18 protein-coding genes and 1 riboswitch are annotated in these 21818 nt (G+C 32.9%); of the genes, 12 read left to right on the top strand and 6 right to left on the bottom strand.

The annotated features are described in order from the left end of the window. Positions 1 to 49 precede the first annotated feature (49 nt). The 6 genes from speD to DWX74_RS06850 all read left to right on the top strand — a co-directional run bounded on the left by speD (position 50) and on the right by DWX74_RS06850 (position 5695). Positions 50 to 406: an adenosylmethionine decarboxylase gene (gene speD, locus DWX74_RS06875; RefSeq protein WP_118549314.1), complete on the top strand. Its 357-nt coding sequence runs from the start codon at positions 50 to 52 to the stop codon at positions 404 to 406. Further along, entirely contained in the window at positions 396 to 1490 is a 1095-nt protein-coding gene (locus DWX74_RS06870) for a DUF4178 domain-containing protein (RefSeq protein WP_158573244.1), read from the top strand. Before speD ends, DWX74_RS06870 begins: the two co-directional genes overlap by 11 nt. A 24-nt stretch (positions 1491 to 1514) precedes the next feature. Beyond that, on the top strand, positions 1515 to 1946 hold the full coding sequence (locus DWX74_RS06865; RefSeq protein WP_118549312.1) for a DUF350 domain-containing protein: 432 nt from the start codon (positions 1515 to 1517) through the stop codon (positions 1944 to 1946). Between the two features lie 14 nt (positions 1947 to 1960). Further along, entirely contained in the window at positions 1961 to 3463 is a 1503-nt protein-coding gene (locus DWX74_RS06860) for a polyamine aminopropyltransferase (protein WP_118549311.1), read from the top strand. Between the two features lie 400 nt (positions 3464 to 3863). Continuing rightward, entirely contained in the window at positions 3864 to 5066 is a 1203-nt protein-coding gene (locus tag DWX74_RS06855) for a Fic family protein (protein ID WP_118549310.1), read from the top strand. Between the two features lie 86 nt (positions 5067 to 5152). Beyond that, positions 5153 to 5695 carry a GNAT family N-acetyltransferase gene (locus DWX74_RS06850; RefSeq protein ID WP_118549309.1) on the top strand — a complete coding sequence of 181 codons (543 nt, stop codon included), beginning with the start codon at positions 5153 to 5155 and terminating at the stop codon, positions 5693 to 5695. A 292-nt stretch (positions 5696 to 5987) separates the two neighbouring features. Here the strand turns inward: DWX74_RS06850 and DWX74_RS06845 are convergent, their stop codons facing one another. The 6 genes from DWX74_RS06845 to DWX74_RS06820 all read right to left on the bottom strand — a co-directional run bounded on the left by DWX74_RS06845 (position 5988) and on the right by DWX74_RS06820 (position 15183). Further along, positions 5988 to 8429, bottom strand: coding sequence for a cell wall-binding repeat-containing protein (locus DWX74_RS06845; RefSeq protein ID WP_118549308.1), 2442 nt, complete (start codon positions 8427 to 8429; stop codon positions 5988 to 5990). A gap of 518 nt (positions 8430 to 8947) precedes the next feature. Further along, positions 8948 to 9823 (bottom strand): Hsp33 family molecular chaperone HslO, encoded by an 876-nt coding sequence (gene hslO / locus DWX74_RS06840; RefSeq protein ID WP_118549307.1) that lies wholly within the window; start codon positions 9821 to 9823, stop codon positions 8948 to 8950. A gap of 86 nt (positions 9824 to 9909) precedes the next feature. Next, entirely contained in the window at positions 9910 to 10656 is a 747-nt protein-coding gene (locus tag DWX74_RS06835) for a class I SAM-dependent DNA methyltransferase (RefSeq protein ID WP_118549306.1), read from the bottom strand. Between the two features lie 522 nt (positions 10657 to 11178). Continuing rightward, the gene (locus tag DWX74_RS06830) at positions 11179 to 12339 is read right to left on the bottom strand and encodes a M20 metallopeptidase family protein (RefSeq protein WP_118549305.1); all 1161 of its coding nucleotides are present in this window, start codon (positions 12337 to 12339) and stop codon (positions 11179 to 11181) included. A gap of 41 nt (positions 12340 to 12380) precedes the next feature. After that, entirely contained in the window at positions 12381 to 13475 is a 1095-nt protein-coding gene (locus tag DWX74_RS06825) for an amidohydrolase (RefSeq protein WP_286164259.1), read from the bottom strand. A gap of 511 nt (positions 13476 to 13986) precedes the next feature. Then, on the bottom strand, positions 13987 to 15183 hold the full coding sequence (locus DWX74_RS06820) for an L-serine ammonia-lyase, iron-sulfur-dependent, subunit alpha (RefSeq protein WP_118549303.1): 1197 nt from the start codon (positions 15181 to 15183) through the stop codon (positions 13987 to 13989). 306 nt (positions 15184 to 15489) lie between these two features. Further along, positions 15490 to 15655: riboswitch (Lysine riboswitch) on the top strand. Between the two features lie 200 nt (positions 15656 to 15855). Between DWX74_RS06820 and DWX74_RS06815 the strand changes: the two genes are divergently transcribed. The 6 genes from DWX74_RS06815 to dapB (DWX74_RS06790) all read left to right on the top strand — a co-directional run bounded on the left by DWX74_RS06815 (position 15856) and on the right by dapB (DWX74_RS06790) (position 21595). Further along, positions 15856 to 16860 carry an aspartate-semialdehyde dehydrogenase gene (locus tag DWX74_RS06815; protein WP_118549302.1) on the top strand — a complete coding sequence of 335 codons (1005 nt, stop codon included), beginning with the start codon at positions 15856 to 15858 and terminating at the stop codon, positions 16858 to 16860. Between the two features lie 38 nt (positions 16861 to 16898). After that, positions 16899 to 17786, top strand: coding sequence for a 4-hydroxy-tetrahydrodipicolinate synthase (gene dapA, locus DWX74_RS06810; RefSeq protein ID WP_118549301.1), 888 nt, complete (start codon positions 16899 to 16901; stop codon positions 17784 to 17786). A 162-nt stretch (positions 17787 to 17948) separates the two neighbouring features. After that, positions 17949 to 18698: a 4-hydroxy-tetrahydrodipicolinate reductase gene (gene dapB, locus DWX74_RS06805; protein ID WP_118549300.1), complete on the top strand. Its 750-nt coding sequence runs from the start codon at positions 17949 to 17951 to the stop codon at positions 18696 to 18698. 104 nt (positions 18699 to 18802) lie between these two features. Further along, positions 18803 to 19516, top strand: coding sequence for a 2,3,4,5-tetrahydropyridine-2,6-dicarboxylate N-acetyltransferase (gene dapD / locus DWX74_RS06800; RefSeq protein WP_118549299.1), 714 nt, complete (start codon positions 18803 to 18805; stop codon positions 19514 to 19516). A 318-nt stretch (positions 19517 to 19834) separates the two neighbouring features. Then, positions 19835 to 20626, top strand: a complete 792-nt coding sequence (locus DWX74_RS06795) for a CPBP family intramembrane glutamic endopeptidase (protein ID WP_118549298.1) — start codon at positions 19835 to 19837, stop codon at positions 20624 to 20626. 219 nt (positions 20627 to 20845) lie between these two features. Then, entirely contained in the window at positions 20846 to 21595 is a 750-nt protein-coding gene (dapB, locus tag DWX74_RS06790) for a 4-hydroxy-tetrahydrodipicolinate reductase (RefSeq protein WP_199647597.1), read from the top strand. Positions 21596 to 21818 lie beyond the last annotated feature (223 nt).

Below are 21818 nucleotides of genomic sequence, written 5' to 3'. Positions count from 1 at the left end.
ATTTATAATATTTAAAATTTTTGTATTTTATTTTTGAAAGGAGAAATAGATGGCGTATCAATTATTTTTAGATTTGTACGATTGTAATAAAAATAAGATAGATGATTTAGAACTTGTCACAGAAATTGCACATAAGGCTATTTCTGATATAGGTGCTTATATAGTAGAAGAATGTAGTCACAAATTTTCTCCAATAGGAATAACATACATCGCGGTTATTTCTACATCACATTTTTCAATTCACACTTGGCCAGAGTACGGATATGTAGCTGTAGATATTTTTTCTTGTGATAAAAAAGTTCCAGAATCTATTGGAGGGTTTTTAAAAGATGCTTTTGATGCGAAATCAATAAAACAAAATAGATTTAATAGAGATATTAAAGGAGGTGCGGAGTGTGGAATATAATGTCGGTCAATTTTTAAAAGTTGATGAAGTAATCTATGAAATTGTTGGAAAAATCCAGTTTAGAAATTATTCGGATAACTGTACTTGGTTTGAGTATAGACTTCTTGAAAGATTTGGACCTGGTGAGCGGTGGCTGAGTATAGATGATAAGTATAGAGAATACTCTATTTCTTGGACTGCTGGGGAACTTTCACTAGACGGATATCATCAAGTAGATAAAGGAATACGGGAAGTTGTAAGTGTTTCTGGAGATGTAGATATCGACGTTGGTGATAGTGCATCATTTTGTGAATACGAGGATAAAACAGAAGAAAATATTATATCTGTTGAGCAATGGGACAATATAAAAGAATTTTCTAGAGGTTATTACCTAGATAAAAATGAAATCTGTTTTGCAAATACCTCAGATGCAAGCAACTTTTCAACAAATTCATCTAATCCCTCTGCTTCTTCTAGAAATGGTAAAAAGAGAATCAATCCTTTCTTTGTAATAGGAATAGCTATGTTACTTGTATTTGCTATAGGTTTTATAGGAAATATGGTTGGAGGAAAGTCTATTGCAAAATTCTTAAAAAAATCTAACCAATTCACTTATGTTACCTCAATTACAGGAAATGATGGAGAAAAGGCAGATGTGTACGAATCATCACTTTCTAAGGAAGATACAGTAATGACTATTATAGAAGCTGTTGATGGCAATGTTTTAGATGTAGAAGAAGACAAAACTCAAGGAAGTGAAAGCATTGCAATCCTAACTGAAGACGAATACTGCATGGTATATATATCTGTATCAAATGAGGTTCTTGTACAGATTTCAAATAGAAAATACGCCTATACTTCCGATAAAGAACCTTATCACTCATCTGCACATACCCATAGTTATTACAGAAGATACTACTACTCTGCTGCATATTTAGGAGATGCTAGAAGGTATAGAAGACATCATTCTCCTTATGAAAACTACAATGGAGAAAGATTGGATACAGATATGTTTGATCAATATGATTCATACTCAGATAGTATAAAAAGAAACAGTGTAAACTCAAGAACATCTTCTGGTGGTGGATTGAGTAGCGGAAAATAATTTTTTAAAAAGGAGATTAAAAATATGGCTTTTTTAACAGAAATCACTAATATTGCAATATATTCGATACTTGGAATAGTATTTATGATGCTTGGCAACTTCCTTTTAGATTTAGTAGTTCCTTGTCATTTTCCTACAGAAATTAAAAAGGGAAACCAAGCTGTTGGCTGGCTTAGCGCTGGTTCATTTATAGCTATAGGTCTTATTCTTCGCACAGCAATTATGTCACCATCTGCAGAAGCTGTCAGCGAAAGTTTAGCATCTGGCATATTAAATACTTCTCTTTACTTTGTTTTAGGTGTGGTATTTTTAATACTTGGATATGTAGTTGTTAGTCTATTTAATAAACGCTACAACCTAAACGAAGAAATTGGAAACGGAAATGTAGCTGCAGGTCTTATGATGTTCGGTATCTTTATCGGACTTGCACTAGTAATCAGCGGTGTTATCAGTTAATAGGAGATTAATTGATGAAAAAATATAGACTTTTAATGCTTACGACACTTATTATTTCAGGCTGCTCAATATGCTATGAGCTTATAATAAGTGCCGTAAGTTCTTATTTAATAGGTGACACAACTCTTCAATACTCTATAACAATTGGATTGTATATGTGCGCAATGGGACTTGGCTCTTATATTTCTAAGTATATGAAAAACAATCTTTTTAATTGGTTTGTATTTATAGAAATAGGTGTAGCAATAGTCGGTGGTACTTCTGCTTTAATCCTATTCTACGCAAATTTATATTTAGAAACATATCAGATTGTTATGTATATAGAGATAATAGTGATAGGTACATTTGTCGGTGCAGAAATTCCAATACTTACTAGAATTATTGAAGACGATAATGAAAATCTTAGAGTTACTCTTTCATCTATATTTAGTTTTGACTATATAGGTGGACTTGTTGGATCAATAGCATTCCCTATTATCCTCCTTCCACATCTTGGATATTTTGCAACATCATTTTTGATAGGTTGTATGAACACATTGGCAGCAACTCTAATTATTTTTAAGTATTCAGATAGGCTAATAAATCCAAAAGTGTATAGAATATCTGTCGTAATTTTATTTGTTGTTATGCTTCTTGGAATGTTATTTTCAGATAATATTTCTAGTCGTGTCGAGGACGGTTTATATAGAGATAGGGTTATATTTTCAAAACATACAAAGTATCAGCATATCGTAATGACTAAACACAAAGATGATTTAAGACTGTTTATAGACGGAAATATACAGTTTAGTTCAGCAGACGAATATAGATATCACGAGGCTCTTGTCCATGTTCCAATGTCTGAGGCAAAGAATAGAGATAATGTTCTTATTTTGGGTGGTGGCGATGGCCTTGCTGTTAGAGAAATTTTGAAATATAAAGAACCAAGTATTACCCTTGTTGATTTAGACAAAGATATGGTAAATCTTTGTAGGGAAAATAAGCAAATAAAAGAACTTAATAAAAATTCGTTAAACAGCAATAGGCTAACTATCGTTAATCAAGATGCTTATCAGTTTCTAAAAAATACAGATAAGAAATTTGACGTTATTATCGTCGATTTACCAGATCCAAATAATGAGTCTTTAAATAAACTTTATACTAATGTTTTTTATAGACTTTGCAGCAATTCTCTTACAGATGATGGTATTATGACAGTTCAATCTACTAGTCCATATTATGCTGCTAATGCTTTTTGGTGTATTAATGATACTCTGGAAAGCGAGGGATTTTATGTTAAGCCATACCATCTTCAAGTTCCCTCTTTTGGAGATTGGGGATTTAATCTAGCTTCTAAGAAGGAGTTAGATGATATGTTTGAGATAGATGTCGATACCAGGTTTTTGGATGAGAGCAATTTAGATGCGTTGTTTGAGTTTGGTAAGGATGAGATGCCTAGAGGTGAGGTGGAGATTAATTCGTTGTCTAAACCTCGGTTGATAACATACTACTCTGAGGCAGTACGCAACTGGGAGTAATGCGTAAAAATGATGTGAATAATATCCTCGCTCCAGGCTCAGCCGCGTAGCGTCTTCAATTGTCGCTGAGTATATTATTTCACATCCTTCCTTTACTGAGGAGCAATAATATAATTTATACAATGTTGGAAGTGGTAAGCCACTTCCTCTTTTTTTATTCAAATGCGAAGCATCTTTTATTGTACTTGAATTGCACTAGGTCATACCATTCTCTATTCGGCAATACTTATCAAATGGAATTAGGTTGAAAGTGGTGATCCACTTCCTTTTTTATGTAGCCGCATAGCGTCTTCAATTGTTGCTGAATATTTTATTTAGCATCTCTTTTTTCTCGTATAATATGTGTAATTATGTAGTATTATTATATTAGATACAATTATTTTAAGAAGAGGTAGTTATTATGAAGACAGATCCATTTAAAGAATATATAAAAGCATCCGAGCCTTCTAAAGCTATCAAAGGTTATGCATGGAGTACTGCTATTGGTCTTCAAGCTGTGGATGGACTTAAAACATCAAAATATTTAATAGATAAAGCTATAGATAATATTGAGGGGAAAATTTCCATAAAAGAAGCTCAAAATTTAATAGACGCATATTATGAGGAAAAGACTGAGCACTCAGTTGATGAAGAACGTACAGAAGAAGCTGATAAAGTATCTGCTCGCATAGCAGAATTACTTTCTGAAACAGCATTTTCTTTCTCGCCTGCAGAGTATATATCAATCCACAAAAAACTGTTTAATGGTTTATATAAATATGCTGGAAAGATAAGAGATTACAATATTACAAAAAAAGAGTGGGTATTGGACGGGGCTAGCGTGACATATGGTACTGCATCAGAATTAAAAGCTACCTTAGAGTATGATTTTGAGCAAGAAAGAAACTTCAGCTATAAAGGGCTTTCTATGGATGAAACTATTCATCATCTTGCTATTTTTGTTTCTAGGTTATGGCAAATTCACATATTCGGAGAGGGTAATAGTAGAACAACTGCTGTGTTTTTTATTAAGTATTTAAGAACTCTTGGTTTTTCTGTGACAAATGATATATTTGCTGAGAATTCATGGTATTTTAGAAATTCTCTTGTTCGTGCAAATTATACAAATATACAGAATAATGTTCATGAAACGACTAAATACTTGGAGATATTTTTGAGAAATCTTCTTTTAAATGAAAAAAATGAACTACATAATAGAAGTATGCATATTAGTGGACTTTGGGATGATAATTTGAATTTTAAAGATGAAAATTCGTATATTAAAGAAGCAGAATTAAACAATCAATCTATAAATTCGTATATTGAAAGTAAAGAAATGGATATTAAAAACGAAAATTCGTATATTTATAACATAGAAAATAATATAAAATATGTCTTTAGTAGAAAAATAGATAGCTTTTCTACTAAAACATTAAATCATATTCAATTATTATTTGATAGATTTGGATATGATGAAATATTTGGAAGATCTATGGTTATGGATTTACTAGGTCTTAAACCATCAGCTAGCTCTAGATTACTTTCAAATTTATTAGATGTTGGTATTATTGAATCTGTTTCTGGTCATGGAAAAGGTAAATACAAATTTAAGAATAATATATAAAAATTATAATTGTAGGAAGTGGATAACCACTTCCTTTTTTTATGATATAATTTTAGTTAATTTAATTTTTTAATAGAGGTGATTATATGAGAGTTAAACCAAAAGAATTTGATTTAAACGGACGCAAGTTGGTTCTTAGAAATGCAGAGGAAGATGAAGCTGAGATGCTTTTAAAATATTTAAAGCAAGTCTATGCAGAAACACCATTTTTAATTCAAGAGCCAGACGAGATCACTTTTACAATAGATGACGAAAAGAAATATATAAAAGAAAATAACGACTCAGATTCAGATTTGTTGCTTATCGGTATGCTAGACGGAAAACACGTTGGAAACTGCTCCCTTATGGGCAATCATGCGAGAAGGCTAAAACACAGGACAAGTCTTGGAATTGTTTTATACCTTGAATATACGGGACTTGGTATTGGAAGGATTATGATTGAAGAAGTTTGTAAAATAGCTAACGAGAACGGAATTGAGCAGATTGAACTTGAGGTTGCTGCAAATAATAGAAATGCTATTTCTCTTTATGAGAAGTTGGGATTTGAAAATGTAGGGACTTTGCCAAACAATATGAAATACTCTGATGGAACGTATACTGATGTGCATTTCATGGTGAAATATTTATAATTTTATATATACTCTTTATATTTTTAGTTAAAATATTTTTAGGTAGTTTAGTAAATGTATTTTATGATAAATAAAAAACCACTCTACGTCACCAAACATAAAGAGTGGTTTTACTCTTGATATTGAATTTAAATTCTTTTTCAAATTTAAAAGATAACTTTCAGTAGCTACTTGCTACCTATCCATATTATATCATTTTTTATTTAATTAGAATATTTTATTTGAATACATGTATAAAAATCCCCCATCCAATTTAGATGAGGGATTTATTTTTTATTCAGTTTTTAGTTTTCTATTTTTCAAATTCTATTTTGAAATCCATTCCACCAACCTGAACTGTATTTTTTCCTTTTAATATGCTCTTGTCAGATTTTTCATTTACAAGAACTATACCATCTTTTTTAGCTAGAGGAGATGCTGTTAATACGTCAACTAGTTTATCTCCATTTGCTATGTAGACTTTGTCTGATCCTGAGTAGAATTCATTTATAACTTCTTTATTTGTCGCGTATCTGTCTTTTCCTGCTAGAACTTTTGCGTTATATTTATCAGCTATTGATTTATCAACTACATTATCTCCACCAATTACATAGTATTCTACACCAGATTTTTTAGCATGAGTTGAAGTTTTTCCGTTAGTTAATAGTATTGGAGCACCTTTTTTAGCTGCTATTGCTGAAGCTGACATCGCATCTGATTCACCTTTAAATCCGTTAACTACAAATGCATCTGAGTAGTTTCCAAGTTTTTTAGCAACTATTTCTGATGTTTCAACTCTTGTTTTTCCGCCAAGTCTTTCAACTTTTATTCCTACTGCTGTTATTTCATTAGCTACTTTTGCACTTATTGCTGCTTCTCCACCTATTATGTAAACTTTTTTCACTTTTTTGATTCTGTCCATTGTTGCCTGTGGTATAGAGTCTTTTTTAGTTAATAGTATTGCTCCGTTTTCTTTTCCTGCAAGTCCAGAAGCTGCTAGACCGTCAGACATTGATGATTCTGCGTTTACTAGTACTACGTTGTCATATGAGCCAAGTTTGTCAGCTATTCTTGCTGCTGTTTCATATCTGTCTGAGCCTATTATTTCTTCGTGAGTGTATGTTGGTTTTGAAGGATAAGAAGGGTATGAAGGAGTGTATTCGTATTCAACCTTACCACTTCCTGTAGGGTTATTTCCAGTTATACCTCCATTATTTGTATCTATAATTATTTCACCTGCATTATCCATTGTACCATTGTTTTCAACAGGAATTTCTACGTTTAATTTTCCTGTATCTCCAACGTTAAGTTCTGCACCTTTATTTATTACTACTTTACCATCTCCTACAAGATTTAATGTTCCTGTGATGTTCATTGCATCTTCTGAATCTAATGTTAAAGTTTTTCCCGCTGGAACTTCAATAGTAATCTTTTTATCCTTTGGTATGTCTAGTGTTGTTTTATCACCTATTGTCATATCATTTGAAACAACTATTCTATCTTTATCACCTGCTCCTATGTTTCCTGATGCTGGATTTGTAAAGGCTTTTAATGCAGCTTCTGATTCTGGATAGAATATTTTATTTCCATCTGAATTATATATATATTTATAACTGCTATAACCATCCGGTCTTATATCAACTGGTGTGTCATTCCAAGCCCAATAATTTATAGCTGTTTGCCCTGCTGGTAAAATAACTTGCGCACCTTCAGTATCTATAGAAACTACTCCATCACTTTCAGTTTTAAAAGTATTATTTCTTAAATCTAAATTCCGACCTACTTTTCCTCCTAGCTGAATATAATGCCCACTATTATCAAATACAAATGTATTATTTTGAACATTTGCTATATCTTGGAAATAAAATGCTCCTGGATTATTAAATGTATTGTCTGTTATAGTAAAATCATTACTATCTAATTTAGCTAAAGTTGTAATGCATGTAGCCTGAGCATTTGCACCATTTCCAGTTCCTGGAGAAACAGTTAAAACAGAGTTATTAAATTTGTTCCCTTGTATTGTAACTTTTCCATTTATACTTGGTAACATAGTCCTAAAGGCTCCATTAAATTCATTATTTATAAAGTCAAAACTTCCTTTAGTATCCTGAGAACCCATAGATAAACCAAATGACCATTCTAGTACGCCTATTTTAGTATCACCATTATTTGGGTTATTAGTAAACAGACAATTTCCTATTGTTATGTTTGAATTGTTTCCTCCAACTACATTAGAACCACCAGATCTATTTACTACAGAATACTCTACTGCCACTCCATACATATTGATAGTATTTTCAGCTGTACTTCCTATCTGTAAAACACTTCCTGTTTTATCATCATCTTTTGGCTTTAAAGTTGCATTCTTTAGTGTACCATTTTCTAATTTAGTATTTCCTATTATTACATAGTTAGTTTTATCATCTTTTTTCCCATCTATAGTAACATTTTTATTTACAGTAATATCCTCTGTTACATCACCTAATAACTCTATTGTAGCTCCATCATCTGCATTATTTATAGCTTCTGTTAAAGTCGCATATTCTTTATCCCCTATCTTAGCTACATTTTGAGTAACTGAATCTTGAGTGCTCGTATCACTACCATCTGGATTTGTAGTTTCCTGAGATACTACAACCTTATTTGCAGATTTCACATTATCTAGTTCTGCAGCACTCACTATTCCATTCACAGATGGAACTAATAAAGATGCTGCCAATAAAAATGCCAATACTTTTGATTTCTTCTTGTTCATACCAACACCTCCAAAATTGAAACTCTTAATTCTTAATAATAAAAAAAGCACAGAAAAACTACCCTTCTAAAAAATGCAATCTATCTGTGCTCATAATCAAACTTATATAATTTTTTACATCAAAAGAAAAAGACATTAAACTACTCTGTCTGTCTGTCTGTCTGTCTGTCTGTCTGTCTGTCTGTCTGTCTGTCTGTCTGTCTTAAAATTTTCCCAAACAACTAACATAACTGTCAACTCCCATTTGATAATAAAATATTCTTACCCATATTATAGCAAAACAAACGTTAACATTAAACAATTTTACAACATAAAATACAAAAAATTTATACCCTCCTACCGTATCATTCTTTATCAAAATTTCAAACCAAATCACAAACTGCAAAAAAGGGGAGCATATATCATATTCAACGACAATCTACAGACGCTTTCAACTTTGTTATTCGAACGGAGTTCGAACAAAACAAAGAAAGCGTCGAAGCCTGGAGTGAATATGATATTGCTCCCCTTTCTCTATACTACATTTCTTTTAATATTTCCATTAATTCATCTTCATCATAATGATACTTCTTATTACAGAACTGGCAAGTAACTTCTGCCTCGTGGTCTTCCTCAATAATCTCAGCAAGCGCCTTTTTACCCATTGCGATAAATGCCTTCTTAACTCTATCCTTGGAGCAAACACATCTAAATCCTACCTCAACCTTGTCAAGAATTACAGGATCTAAACCTTCAAGCACTAAATTAAGCACATCCTCAGGAGTTAATCCTTCTCTGTACATCTCTGTGATAGATTTTATCTTACCTACATTTTCCTCAAGCTGGCAAATTGTAGCTTCTGTCGCATCTGGCATAAGCTGCACAATAAATCCTCCAGCATGTTCAACTTCATAGTGAGTTGTGTAAACACCTAGTGAAACAGCTGATGGAGTCTGTTCAGAAACTGTGAAATAGTATGTAAAATCTGCTGCTATTTCTCCAGAAACTATAGGACATAATCCATTCACCGGCTCTCTAAGTCCTAAATCTTTTATTACTTTTAAAGTTCCTTCTGTACCTACTGCCCCTGCTACGTTTAATTTTCCGTTTGGATAGTTTTCAACCTGAACATCAGGGTTTGCAACATATCCTCTAACAAATCCCTGGGCATCAGAAGTTGCAAGTATTGTTCCTATTGGCCCGTCACCTTTTATTATAGATGTTAACTCGTCACCTTTATTTTTCATCATAAGCCCCATCATTGATGTAGCTGTTAAAGTTCTTCCAAGTGCTGCAGTTGCAACCTTTGTAGTTCCGTGAGATTTTCTCGCTTCTTCAACTAAATTTCTTGTAGTTGCAACAAATGCTCTAACTTCCCCATTCTTAGAAGTAGCTCTTATTACATAATCTTTCATTAAAATTCTTCCTTTCATATATACAAATTTCTAAAAATTGTTCTTCTAAAATTATTTTTCTTCTAAATCTTATTTTCGCTTACTTATTACTTTCTACCTACAAAGAATACTCTCTCTGCATCCTTCTTTGGTTTTTCAAATGCAAAATCTCCATAAGCTTTGATATCTCTAAATCCTGCATCTGCTAATTTTTCTAAAATATCCTCTGTTTCGTAAGCTCTCTGCTGGTGAACTTCATCAAATCTGTCAAAAGTACCGTCCTCGTTTTTCACAAAGAATGTAAGTTCCATTTCAACTAAATCCTCTTCTGGATCGAAATAGTTCTGCCACATATACACAACATCTTCTCTCTTCTCAGCAAAAGTATTATTTCCAAGCACTTTAGATAATTTATAGTATGAGCTAATGTCAAATATAAATATCCCATCCTCTTTTAAAAGCTCGTGAGCCTTTGAAAATACATACTCTAAATCATCATCATAAGTTAAATAATTGAACCCGTCACAAGCGCAAAGTATGCAATCAAGGTTTGGCACATCAAAATCAAGCTCAGCAATATCCTGCTGTAAAAGAACAAGCTGCACACCTTCCTCTTCTGCCTTTTCCATAGCAACCTCAAGCATTTCCGCAGAAATATCTATCCCAGCTATATCGTATCCCTTCTTAGTTAGCGGTATAGTCAAATTCCCTGTACCACAAGCTAACTCAAGAATATTCTGCACCTCAGCACCTTCACTCTTGATAATATCTTCTATATATTCAACCCATCTATCATAATCGACATCGTCCATAAGCTCGTCGTATATAAATGCAAAATCTCTATACTGATCCATCACAATTCTCCCAACATAATAATATTTTTCTAAAACTAAAACATCTTAAAACCATATAGGTCAAAATATCAAAACTTGAAATATAAACATTTGCACAAAAAATATCCACACTCATACATAGTATATACCTCAAACTCAACATTTCTAACCATAATAGCATAAAGTATATTATATCATAAAAAATACTATAAGCGCCACATACTCCATACTCACTTATACAAAATTAATGGAATATAAAAACATATTCCTTAATAAAAAAATGGTAATAGCCAAAAAACATGACAACACTGCAAGCACCACGCAACTCATCTCATATAAATTATATGTAGAAAAATAAAAATGGCTGTTAGTAAGGATTTTGTACTGAGTCAATATAAGACTTAAACACAAGAAGCTCGCATCGACAATACTGCAAGCGCCACGTAACATATAAATGTGTTACATAAATGGGAGTGGCGCTGAAGCCTAGAGCGCGAGTAATTGTGTTAAGTCTTGACTCATCAAAATCCTTACAACAGCCATCTATTTTTCTATCATATTTTTATATTCCATTAATTTTCTATACACTTCAACCCCATTTAAAATTATCTTTTCATCGAAGTCAAACTGTTCATTGTGAAGTCCCGCAGTAAATCCTTTTTCCTCATTTCTCGTACCTACATTAAAGAAAAATCCTGGCACTGCTCTCTGGAAGAATGCAAAATCCTCTGCACCCATCCGGAAATCTAGTTCCACAACATTATCCCCTTTAAAAGCATCTTTAAACTCTTGATACAAATTATCGTCATTTATCACAGCCCGACACTCATTGCAAACACTCATATCAATCTTACAATCGTACTTAGCTGCGGTAAATTCGCAAATCTTCTTCATTCTATCAAGCACATTTGCATAAACCTCGTCCTTTGCATATCTCACAGTCCCCTCTAAAGACACATTTTCAGCGACAATATTTCTTCTAGCTCCACCTCTTATCTTACCAACTGTGATAACTGCGCTGTCTATTGGGCTAATATTTCTCGAAACAATAGTCTGAAGTGAGTTAATTACCTCAGCAGAAATCACAATTCCATCGATACCATTTTGAGGCATTGCACCATGTGCACTCTTAGACACAATATTTATCTCAAAATCTATTGTCCCCGCCATCATAGGCCCTTTTTTAATTCCTATTACGCCTTCATCAAGCAACGGATTTACATGAAGTCCGTATATCTCATCAATTCCGTAATACTCTATAATTCCGTCTTTCACCATATCTTCAGATCCACCAGGCCCTTCCTCTGCAGGCTGGAATATGAACACAAAGTTATCCTTTAACTTATCCTTATTGTCGTTTACATACTTGATAAGCCCTAAAAGTATAGACATATGACCGTCATGTCCACAAAGGTGCTTAACAGTTCCATCCTTAGACATAAGTCCGTCGATATCTGCTCTAAATGCAACAGTCTTTTGTGCATCTTTACCTTTTATAATTCCTGCAAGCCCTGTTTCTAGCCATTTCTTACTCTCTAAACCAAGTCCGTCCAAAACAGATTTTATATAATCATAAGTCTTAAACTCAACTCGCCCTTCCTCAGCAATACAGTGCAAATTCTTTCTATAATCGTACACACTGTCCTTTAAATACATTACTTTATCTAAACATTCTCCATTACATACGCAATTTTTTTCTTCCATAATCTCACCACCAAACGTCTTTACACAATCTTTTCTAAAATCTATTTATCCATTGAGCCTTTGTACTCAAGCATTGAAACATAGGCATCTAAAGCATTTACACATATCTTTTCATCAAAGTTAAATCTCAAATTATGAAGCCCATTTACAAATCCTTTTTCCTCGTTTCTTGCACCTAGCATAAAGAAAATTCCTGGTACTTCTTCCCGATAATATGAAAAATCATCTGCAATCATCAAAGGATCCAAAATCTCAACTTTGTCATCGCCAACAGCCTCAATAAACTCCTCACAAAGCTCAGAATTATTGTTTACAGGATGATAATCATCTCTAATAGTTACCTTAATCTCGCAATTAAACGCCTTTGAAAAACCGTCCGTAATTTCATAAAATCTCTCCTTAATCTTTGAATAAACTTCTGGTTTAAAGCATCTAATAGTTCCCTCAAGATGAACGTGTTCAGCGATAATATTTCTTCTTGAACCACCTTCAACCTTCCCAATACTAACAACTGCATTGTCTATTGGACTAATATTTCTCGAAACAATAGTCTGCATACTGCTAACTAAAGACGCATAAATCGCAATCGCATCTATCCCAGCTTCTGGAGCAGAACCACCATGGCTGCTCTTTCCGTAAATATCTATCTCAAAATCACCAATCTGAGAAAGGAAATATCCTTCCCTAATACCAACTTTTCCTTCAGGAATTTCTGGATAAATATGAAGTCCATAAATCTGGTCAACTCCATAATATTTCAAAATCCCTTCATTAACAAGAGCCTCGGCACCTCCAGGACCTTCCTCTGCAGGCTGGAATATAAACACAAAATTATCGTTTAACTTCTCCTTATTAGCATTAACATACTCAACAAGACCTAAAAGAATTGAAGTGTGTCCATCGTGCCCACAAAGATGCTGCACACCACACTCAGTCATAAGACCGTCGATATCCGCTCTAAAAGCTATCGTTCTCTTTGCATCCTTACCTCGAATAATCCCAGCAGTACCAGTACCAAGCCACTCGTCATACTCAACACCCAATTTATCTAAATAACTTCTAATATACTCAGAAGTCTTAAACTCCTCTCTACCAAGCTCTGCAACCTTGTGCAAAACCTCTCTATGATGCTTCATAACACCCTCTAAAAATGAAAAATCTCTCAAAAATCTCACCCCTCTATCTCAAAATCTATTTTTTCAACATACTTTTTTAAAATTTTATATACCTAAAACATAACTAAAAAACAATTTATTTATAGTATACATTAAACAAACCTAAATACAAGAAAAAAACAACAAAATTTCAGAATTTTTTCAAAAAAACAAAACACACATACTCCGTCTAAAATATAAAACCTACTTTTATCCAAATATAAGCTCTAACATACAAACTTTTCCCCAACCTCTTCCACCAAACCTATATCCACTCTGTCCTAGCTTCAAAAACACTTCTTCTCTTTTCTAATTTTACTTTACAGGGACTGCTGCGATTTTTTGCTAAGAATGCCTTCTTTTTGCTTTGAATAACAAAGAAATCGAACTCGACAATGCAACTTGATTGCCTGGAGAGGAGATTATTTGTTATTCAAAGCATAAAAAAAGAGGCTTCTGCGAAAAATCGCAGTAGCCCCTCCCATAAGCAAAATTAGCAAGAGAAGAAGTGTTTAGCTAATCCTCCTTTAGCTGTCTCTTTATATTTGTCATGCATGTCAAGTCCAGTTTCTTTCATTGTTTCAACAACCTGATCTAATGAAACAGAATGTTCACCATTTGTTATCATCGCATACTTAGCTGCATCAAAAGCTCTCTGTGCTGCCATAGCATTTCTTTCTATACAAGGTATCTGAACATATCCATAAACTGGGTCACAAGTCATCCCTAAGTGGTGTTCAAGAGCTATCTCAGCTGCATATTCTATATGGTCTATAGAACCACCCTGAAGATAAGCAACTGCTCCAGCTGCCATTGAACATGCAGCACCTACTTCACCCTGACATCCAACTTCTGCACCTGAAATAGACGCATTAGTTTTTATTATATTTCCTATTATACCAGCTACTATTATAGCTTCGTTTACCTGTTCATCAGTTAAATTCATGTAATCTTTCATAGCGAAGAATATACCTGGTAGAACACCTGCAGAACCACAAGTTGGTGCAGTTACTATTATATTACCAGAAGCATTCTGTTCAGAAGCTGCTAGTGCATAAGCGTAAACTAATGTAGAGAAGTCGTTAGTTTTTTTGAAGTTTTCATAGAATACTCCAGCTCTTCTCTTTAAGTGTAATTTTCCTGGTATTACTTCATTAGTAGCTAATCCTTCATCTATTGATTTTTTCATAGCTTCTCTTATTGTATTTATGTGATCCATTATGTCACTATCTTCATTTTCTAAGGCAAAATCAACTAATGTTTTGTTGTTGTCTTTGCTCCATTTTACTATCTCGTCCATAGTACTTAGAGGATATGTTTCTTTAACTGCAGAAGTATTTCTCTTTCCTTCTTCAGCAAGAGATCCACCACCTACTGAGAATACTTCCCACTGTGCAGTAGTATTTCCGTCTTTATCAAGAGCTTCAAGTAGCATTCCATTTGGATGGAAGTCTTTTATTATATCTTCTCTCCATACTATCTCAACTTTTTTAGGAGCTATAGTTTTTATTATTATGTAGTCAGTTAAATGACCAGCACCTGTAGCTGCTAAACTTCCGTAAAGTGTTGCTCTAAAGCTATCTGCATCTGGATTTTCGTTTTTAAATCTTTCTGCTGCTCTCTGTGGCCCCATTGTATGTGAGCTTGATGGCCCATTCCCTATTTTGTATAACTCTTTTAAAGTATCCATTTTGTCCTCCATATTGTATTATTTTAATATTTTTTGCAATGTCTAAAATAAACTTGTTTCATCAAAAAGTTTTTAAGCAATAAAAAATTTTCTAAAACAATTTTATTATAATTTTTTTATTTTATGTCCACTTTTATTATACATAATTTTTTCTAAAAAATATCGCTTTCTTATAAAAAAGTTGACTTTGGATAGAAGTTTTTTAAATCGAATTTTTCTTAATATTCTCATTTGTTATTCAAATTTGTATTGCAATTTTTACTAGAATGTATTATTATTGCTTTAAGAGTTTAATTTAATATCTATAACCTGCGTAGAGGCGCTGTTTTCATCAGTATTGCGAGCTAGTTGGCAAACTTATCTCGTATGAAAGGGAAAATGGCCGAAGAATTTATCTGGGCACAGATTTTTTCTGGGGTAGTATAAAATATATACTGCACTGTCACTTGTTTAGTGTTGAGCTACAAGGTTTACTTTGCTATAAGAATTTATAGACGTACAGAGTATACCTTTGTGCGTCTTTTGTGTATATAGAACTTTTTGATAGTTTATTAACTTTCATAAGCGATGTTGATATACAAATTAACGTAGACCTAATTATTTAGCTTTAAAAGTTTAAAATTGCAGATAGAATATTAAAAATAATGTATAATGTTTATGAGGTGATTTTTAATGAAAAAAGTAAATTTAGCAGTAGTTGGTGCTACTGGTATGGTAGGAAGAACATTCCTAAAAGTTTTAGAAGAAAGAGAATTCCCAATAAATGATTTATATCTTTTCTCTTCTTCAAAATCAGCAGGTAAAAAAGTAACTTTCGCTGGAAAAGAATACACTGTTGAAGAATTAACTGAAGATTCATTTACTGGAAGAAACATAGATATCGCTTTATTCTCAGCTGGAGGTTCTACAAGTGGAAAATTCGCTCCAATAGCTGCAGCAAATGGCGCTCTAGTTGTAGACAACTCTAGTTTCTGGAGAATGGACCCAGAAGTTCCACTAGTTGTTCCTGAAGTAAATCCAGAAGCAATAAAAGAACACAAAAAAGGAATAATAGCTAACCCTAACTGTTCTACAATTCAGGCTATGTTACCATTAAAAGCATTACATGATAAATACACTATAAAAAGAATAGTATATTCTACATATCAGGCTGTTTCTGGTTCTGGCGTTAAAGGTGTTGAAGACTTAGAAGAAGGATCAAAAGGAAATCCAACAGGATTCTACCCACATCCAATAGCTTTCAACTGTCTTCCTCACATAGATTCATTCTTAGACAATGGATACACTAAAGAAGAAATGAAAATGGTCAACGAAACTAGAAAAATCCTTTGTGATAATTCTATAAGAATAACTGCTACTACTGTAAGAGTACCAGTTAAAAACGGACACAGTGAGTCTATAAACCTTGAATTCGAAAAAGATTTCGATTTAGACGAACTTGTAGCTACTTTAGCCGCTATGGAAAATGTTGTTGTTGTTGATAACCCTGCAGAAAACTTATACCCTACTGCAGCTGAATTCTCTGATAGAGATGAAGTATTCGTTGGTAGAATAAGAAGAGACTTCAGTGTTGATAGCGGTGTTAACCTATGGGTTGTAGCTGACAACATAAGAAAAGGTGCTGCTACTAATGCAGTTCAGATAGCTGAAAAAGCTATAGAAATGGAATTAGTTTAAAATAAATTATATTTTTTAAGAAAAGGAGTCGATCTCAAATGTTATTTAAAGGTTCTGCAGTTGCTCTTGTAACACCATTCACAAAAGATAATAAGGTAAACTTCGATAAATTAGCTGAACTTATCGAATATCATATAGAAAATAAAACTGACGCTATAGTTTCTTGCGGTACTACTGGTGAAGCTACTACAATGTCAGATGAAGAAATACTTTCTGTTTTAGAATTTACAGTTAAAAAAGTAAACGGAAGAATACCAGTTATAGCTGGAACAGGATCAAACAATACTATGCATTCTGTTGAATTAAGCCAGAAAGCTGAAGCTCTTGGTGTTGACGGATTATTAATAATAACTCCATACTACAACAAAGCTAACAAATCTGGTCTTAAAAAACATTTCGTAACTATAGCAGAAAGCGTTAATATACCAATAATCTTATACAACGTTCCTGGAAGAACTTGTATGAACATATCTCCATCTTTAATAGCTGAACTTGCTCAGGTTCCTAACATAGTTGCTGTTAAAGAAGCTAGTGGAGATTTAGGACAGGTTGCTGAAATAGCAAGCTTAGTTCCAGAAGATTTCGCTATATACTCTGGAAACGACGATTCAATAGTTCCTCTATTATCATTAGGAGGACATGGGGTTATATCTGTTCTTGCTAACGTATGCCCTAAAGAAACTCACGATTTAGTTGAAAAATATCTTGAAGGAGATGTTGAAGGTTCAAGAAAAATACAGTTAGATTTAGATGCATTAATCGCTGCATTATTCATAGAAGTAAATCCTATACCAGTTAAAACTGCTATGAATTTACTTGGATTTGAAGTTGGAGATTTAAGACTTCCACTTGATAATATGGACCCTGCTAATCTTGAAGTTCTTAAAAAAGAATTAGTAAATGCAGGACTTAAAGTTCAGGCTTAGTAATTTGTAAATCATTGGATTGCAGAAGGTTGGATTTATATCTGATATTTTGCAATCCAATTTTAAATTTATGATATAAAATAATTAAAATAAAATATAAACTTAAATCGAGTTTTTAATTATTATACTTGATGTGCTTAAGTTTTTAATTAGGAGGAAATTATGTTAAAAGTAATATCTACAGGATACGACGGAAAAATGGGAAGAATAGTTGCTGAAACAGTAAGAGCAGACGAAAACTGCGAGCTTACTTTTGTTCAGGCTTACGATAAAAACAAATGTGTACAGGATATAACAATATACGAAAATTTAACTGATTGCGATGAAAAAGGAGACGTTATAATAGACTTCTCTAACCATGCAAACTTAGACAACGTACTTGGATACGCTTTAAGAACTAAAACTCCAATAGTTATAGCAACTACTGGTTTTAATGATGAAGAAATAGAAAGAATACACAAAGCTGCTGAAGAAATACCTGTATTCTTCTCTTATAATATGTCACTTGGTGTAAATATAATGGTTAAATTAGTTAAGGAAGCTGCAAAACTTCTTAACGGATTTGATATAGAAATAGTTGAAAAACACCACAACAGAAAAGTAGATGCTCCAAGTGGTACAGCTATAATGATAGCAAATGGTGTTAAAGAAGTTCTTCCAGAGTCTAATGTTGTAAATGGAAGATCTGGTAGAAGTTGCAAAAGACAGCCAGGCGATATAGGTATAAGTGCTGTTAGAGGTGGTACTATAGTTGGTGAACACGATGCACTATTCTGCGGAGATAGTGAAGTTGTAACTATAAGTCATCAGGCTCAGTCAAGACAGATATTTGCCAACGGTGCATTAGCTGCAGCTAAATTTATAGCTGATAAAGAATCTGGATTCTACAATATGGACGATATGTTAAAATAGTTTTTAATATTTTGGGGATTAGATGTTAGTATATGTTTCAAATGGGGAATAAAGTTATTAGTTAAAGTTATTAAACTAAATTTTTTAAAAAGGGGGTTTACCTAATGGTAAATTTAAACGATGCTTATGAAATAGCAAGATATATAAAGGAAGTTGAGAAAAAGACTCCTGTTAAAGTTTATGTAAATACTGATCCATACAACTTTGAGTCTACTGATGATTATAAAGTTTTTGGAACAGATTCTTCTCATATATTTATCGGGGACTACGATGCTATAATGGCTGCTCTTAATCAGAGAGAGGACTGTATAAGAGATATTCATGTAGAATACGATAGAAGAAATTCTGCTATTCCTCTAAAAAATACTCTTCACGAGTCAGCAAGAATAGAACCAGGCTCAATTATCAGAGATATGGTTACTATTGAAAAGAATGCAGTAGTTATGATGGGTGCTGTTGTTAATATCGGTGCTGTTATCGGTGAAGGAACAATGGTAGATATGAATGCTGTTGTCGGCGCTAGAGGTACTCTTGGAAAAAATGTGCATCTAGGTGCAGGTGCTGTTGTTGCTGGTGTTCTTGAGCCACCTTCAGCAGATCCAGTTATTGTTGAGGACAATGTTATGATTGGTGCTAATGCAGTTATTCTTGAAGGTGTGAGAATAGGAGAAGGTGCTGTTGTTGCAGCTGGTTCTGTTGTTACAAAAGATGTTCCTGCAGGCGCTGTTGTTGCTGGTTCTCCAGCTAAAGTTGTGAAGATGAAAGATGAAAAAACTAGTGAAAAAACAAAACTACTAGATGATTTAAGACAGTTGTAATACTAGGAAATAGAAAAATGGGATAAGGATTACCACTTGCTCCAAGGTCGGACGCGTGTTGCAGTTATTTGCTTTTGTGCTAGTAAAATACGCGTCCTCCATTGTCGCTGCGTCGGTAATTCCTTATCCTATTTTTATTTCCATTATTATTCTATCCTGTCTTTGCATAAGGTTCTTTCTGAAACAGATTGTGATTTTGTTTGGTGGGTTTTTCATTGAGTCTTATTTATTTTTTAGTATTTTTTATTTTATCTTAAGATTTTTTTTATTTTTCAGTTCTAAAATATAGTTATGATTTATTTTAGAGGAGTTGGTTTTATGAGAAAGTTTTTAGATAGTTTTGTTAAGTCTTTTGGATTTTTTATCTGCTGGGCTCTTTTAGTTGGTTTTGTTTCTATTCCATCTAATAATCCTGTTTTATGGCGTTTTTATGCAGAGTTAATCCCTCTTTTATCAGTTATTTTAATGTCTGTTATTTTTTATTTCATAGAAGGTAAAAATATAGCTATCACTCCTATGAATAATCCTTTTAAAAGTATTATTTTGGGTATTTTTACAAGTAGTTTGTGGCTTGGTGTAGTTATTTTAACTCTATTTGCTACAAATACTATTTCATTTGTAGGTAAAAATTCAATAAGTTATTTATATATTTGGGCTATTTCGTGCTTTTTAAACGTTATTATGCAAGAAGTTTTAGTTAGAGGATATATTTATCAATTATTAAAAAGAAATTATAGTATATTTGTTTCTACAATAGTAACTACTACACTTTTCTTATTCTGCCATGGTGGAGCTATTGAAGCAGGAATTATACCTATTTTAAATATTGTCACAATGAGTATTTTTATGACTTTAGCATTAGAATACACTCAAAGTATTATCACTCCAATAATTATTCATTTTGTTTGGAATTTTATAGGTGGAATAATTTTGGGTGGTGTTTCATTAGCTGATGATTATCCTTCTGTGTTTAGACTTGCATATCATAGAAACGAACTTTTAACTGGTGGAGTTTGTAAAATTGAAGGTAGTATAGTTGTTTTAATTATAAATATAACTTTTATTATTTTATTCTATTATTTATTGAAAAAATCTATCTTAAAAAAATAGTATTCTTTTTTTGGTGTGATATAATTAAGTTAACTTAATAGTTAAAGTAAAGGTAAAGCCACCGTTCCTGCGACCAACAGTTTTTCGGTGGCTTTTTTCTTTTTTGTTAGATATACTTAAATAATCTTTATTTTCCCCCTACTATATTTCTCTTTAAAATGTTAAAATTAAGTCATGGAAATTAATTTTTCTGAATTTTTAATTTTGGGGGTAATAAGTATGTTAAGAGTTATTATATGTGGCTATAGTGGCGGCGTTGGTAAGATTTTAAGAGAGTGTGTTGCTAAGGACAGCGAGTGTGAGTTAGTGGCTGGTGTTAGCCGTTCTCTTGAGACAGGTACTTGCGACGGAAATGTTAAGTTATTCAAGAGTTTTGATGATTGCGATGTTGAAGCTGATGCGATAATAGACTTCTCTCATCCTGATAATCTTGACTCTATGTTAAAGTACGTTCTAAAAACTAAAACTCCTGTTGTTATCGCTACAACTGGATTTACTGCAGAACAGGATGCAGCTATTGAGGAAGTTTCTAAGGAAGTTCCTGTGCTTCTTTCTCACAATACTTCAGTTGGTGTGAATGTTCTTATCGAGCTAGTTAAACAGGCTGCTAAGCTTCTTGATTTTGATATAGAAATAGTTGAAAAACACCACAACAGAAAAGAAGATGCTCCAAGTGGTACATCTAAGATGCTTATCTCTGCAATACAGGAAGTTCTTCCTGATGTTAAAGGTGTATTTGGTAGATCTGGCAGAAGTTGTAAAAGACAGCCGGGAGATATTGGAGTTAGTTCTGTAAGAGGTGGAAATATAGTTTCTGACCATGATGTGCTATTCTGTGGTGACAGTGAAGTTGTAACACTTGCTCATCATGCACAGTCTAATGCAATTTTCGCTGAAGGTGCAATATTTGCTGCTAAGAAGATATTAGACAAAGAAAACGGATTATATGATATGAAGGATATATTATAAAATAAAACCGATTGTAATTTGGTTTCATTAAATGATATGCTTAAACTATAAAAGGAGAAATTATAGCTAGTTAGTAAACAATGTTTCTTCTTGAATTTAATTACAAAAGAAAATGTAAAACCACCACTACGGCTAATAGATTGGTGGTTTTTTCATATGCCTTATACAAAAGAGTATATGAAAAAAAGTCTGTAAATTTAATCGCCTTCTATGGTAATATCAA

It is taken from the genome of Peptoclostridium sp. AF21-18 (assembly GCF_003478825.1).
In the GTDB taxonomy this organism is placed as follows: domain Bacteria; phylum Bacillota; class Clostridia; order Peptostreptococcales; family Peptostreptococcaceae; genus Peptacetobacter.
This window is presented reverse-complemented; position numbering and strand designations above follow the sequence as displayed.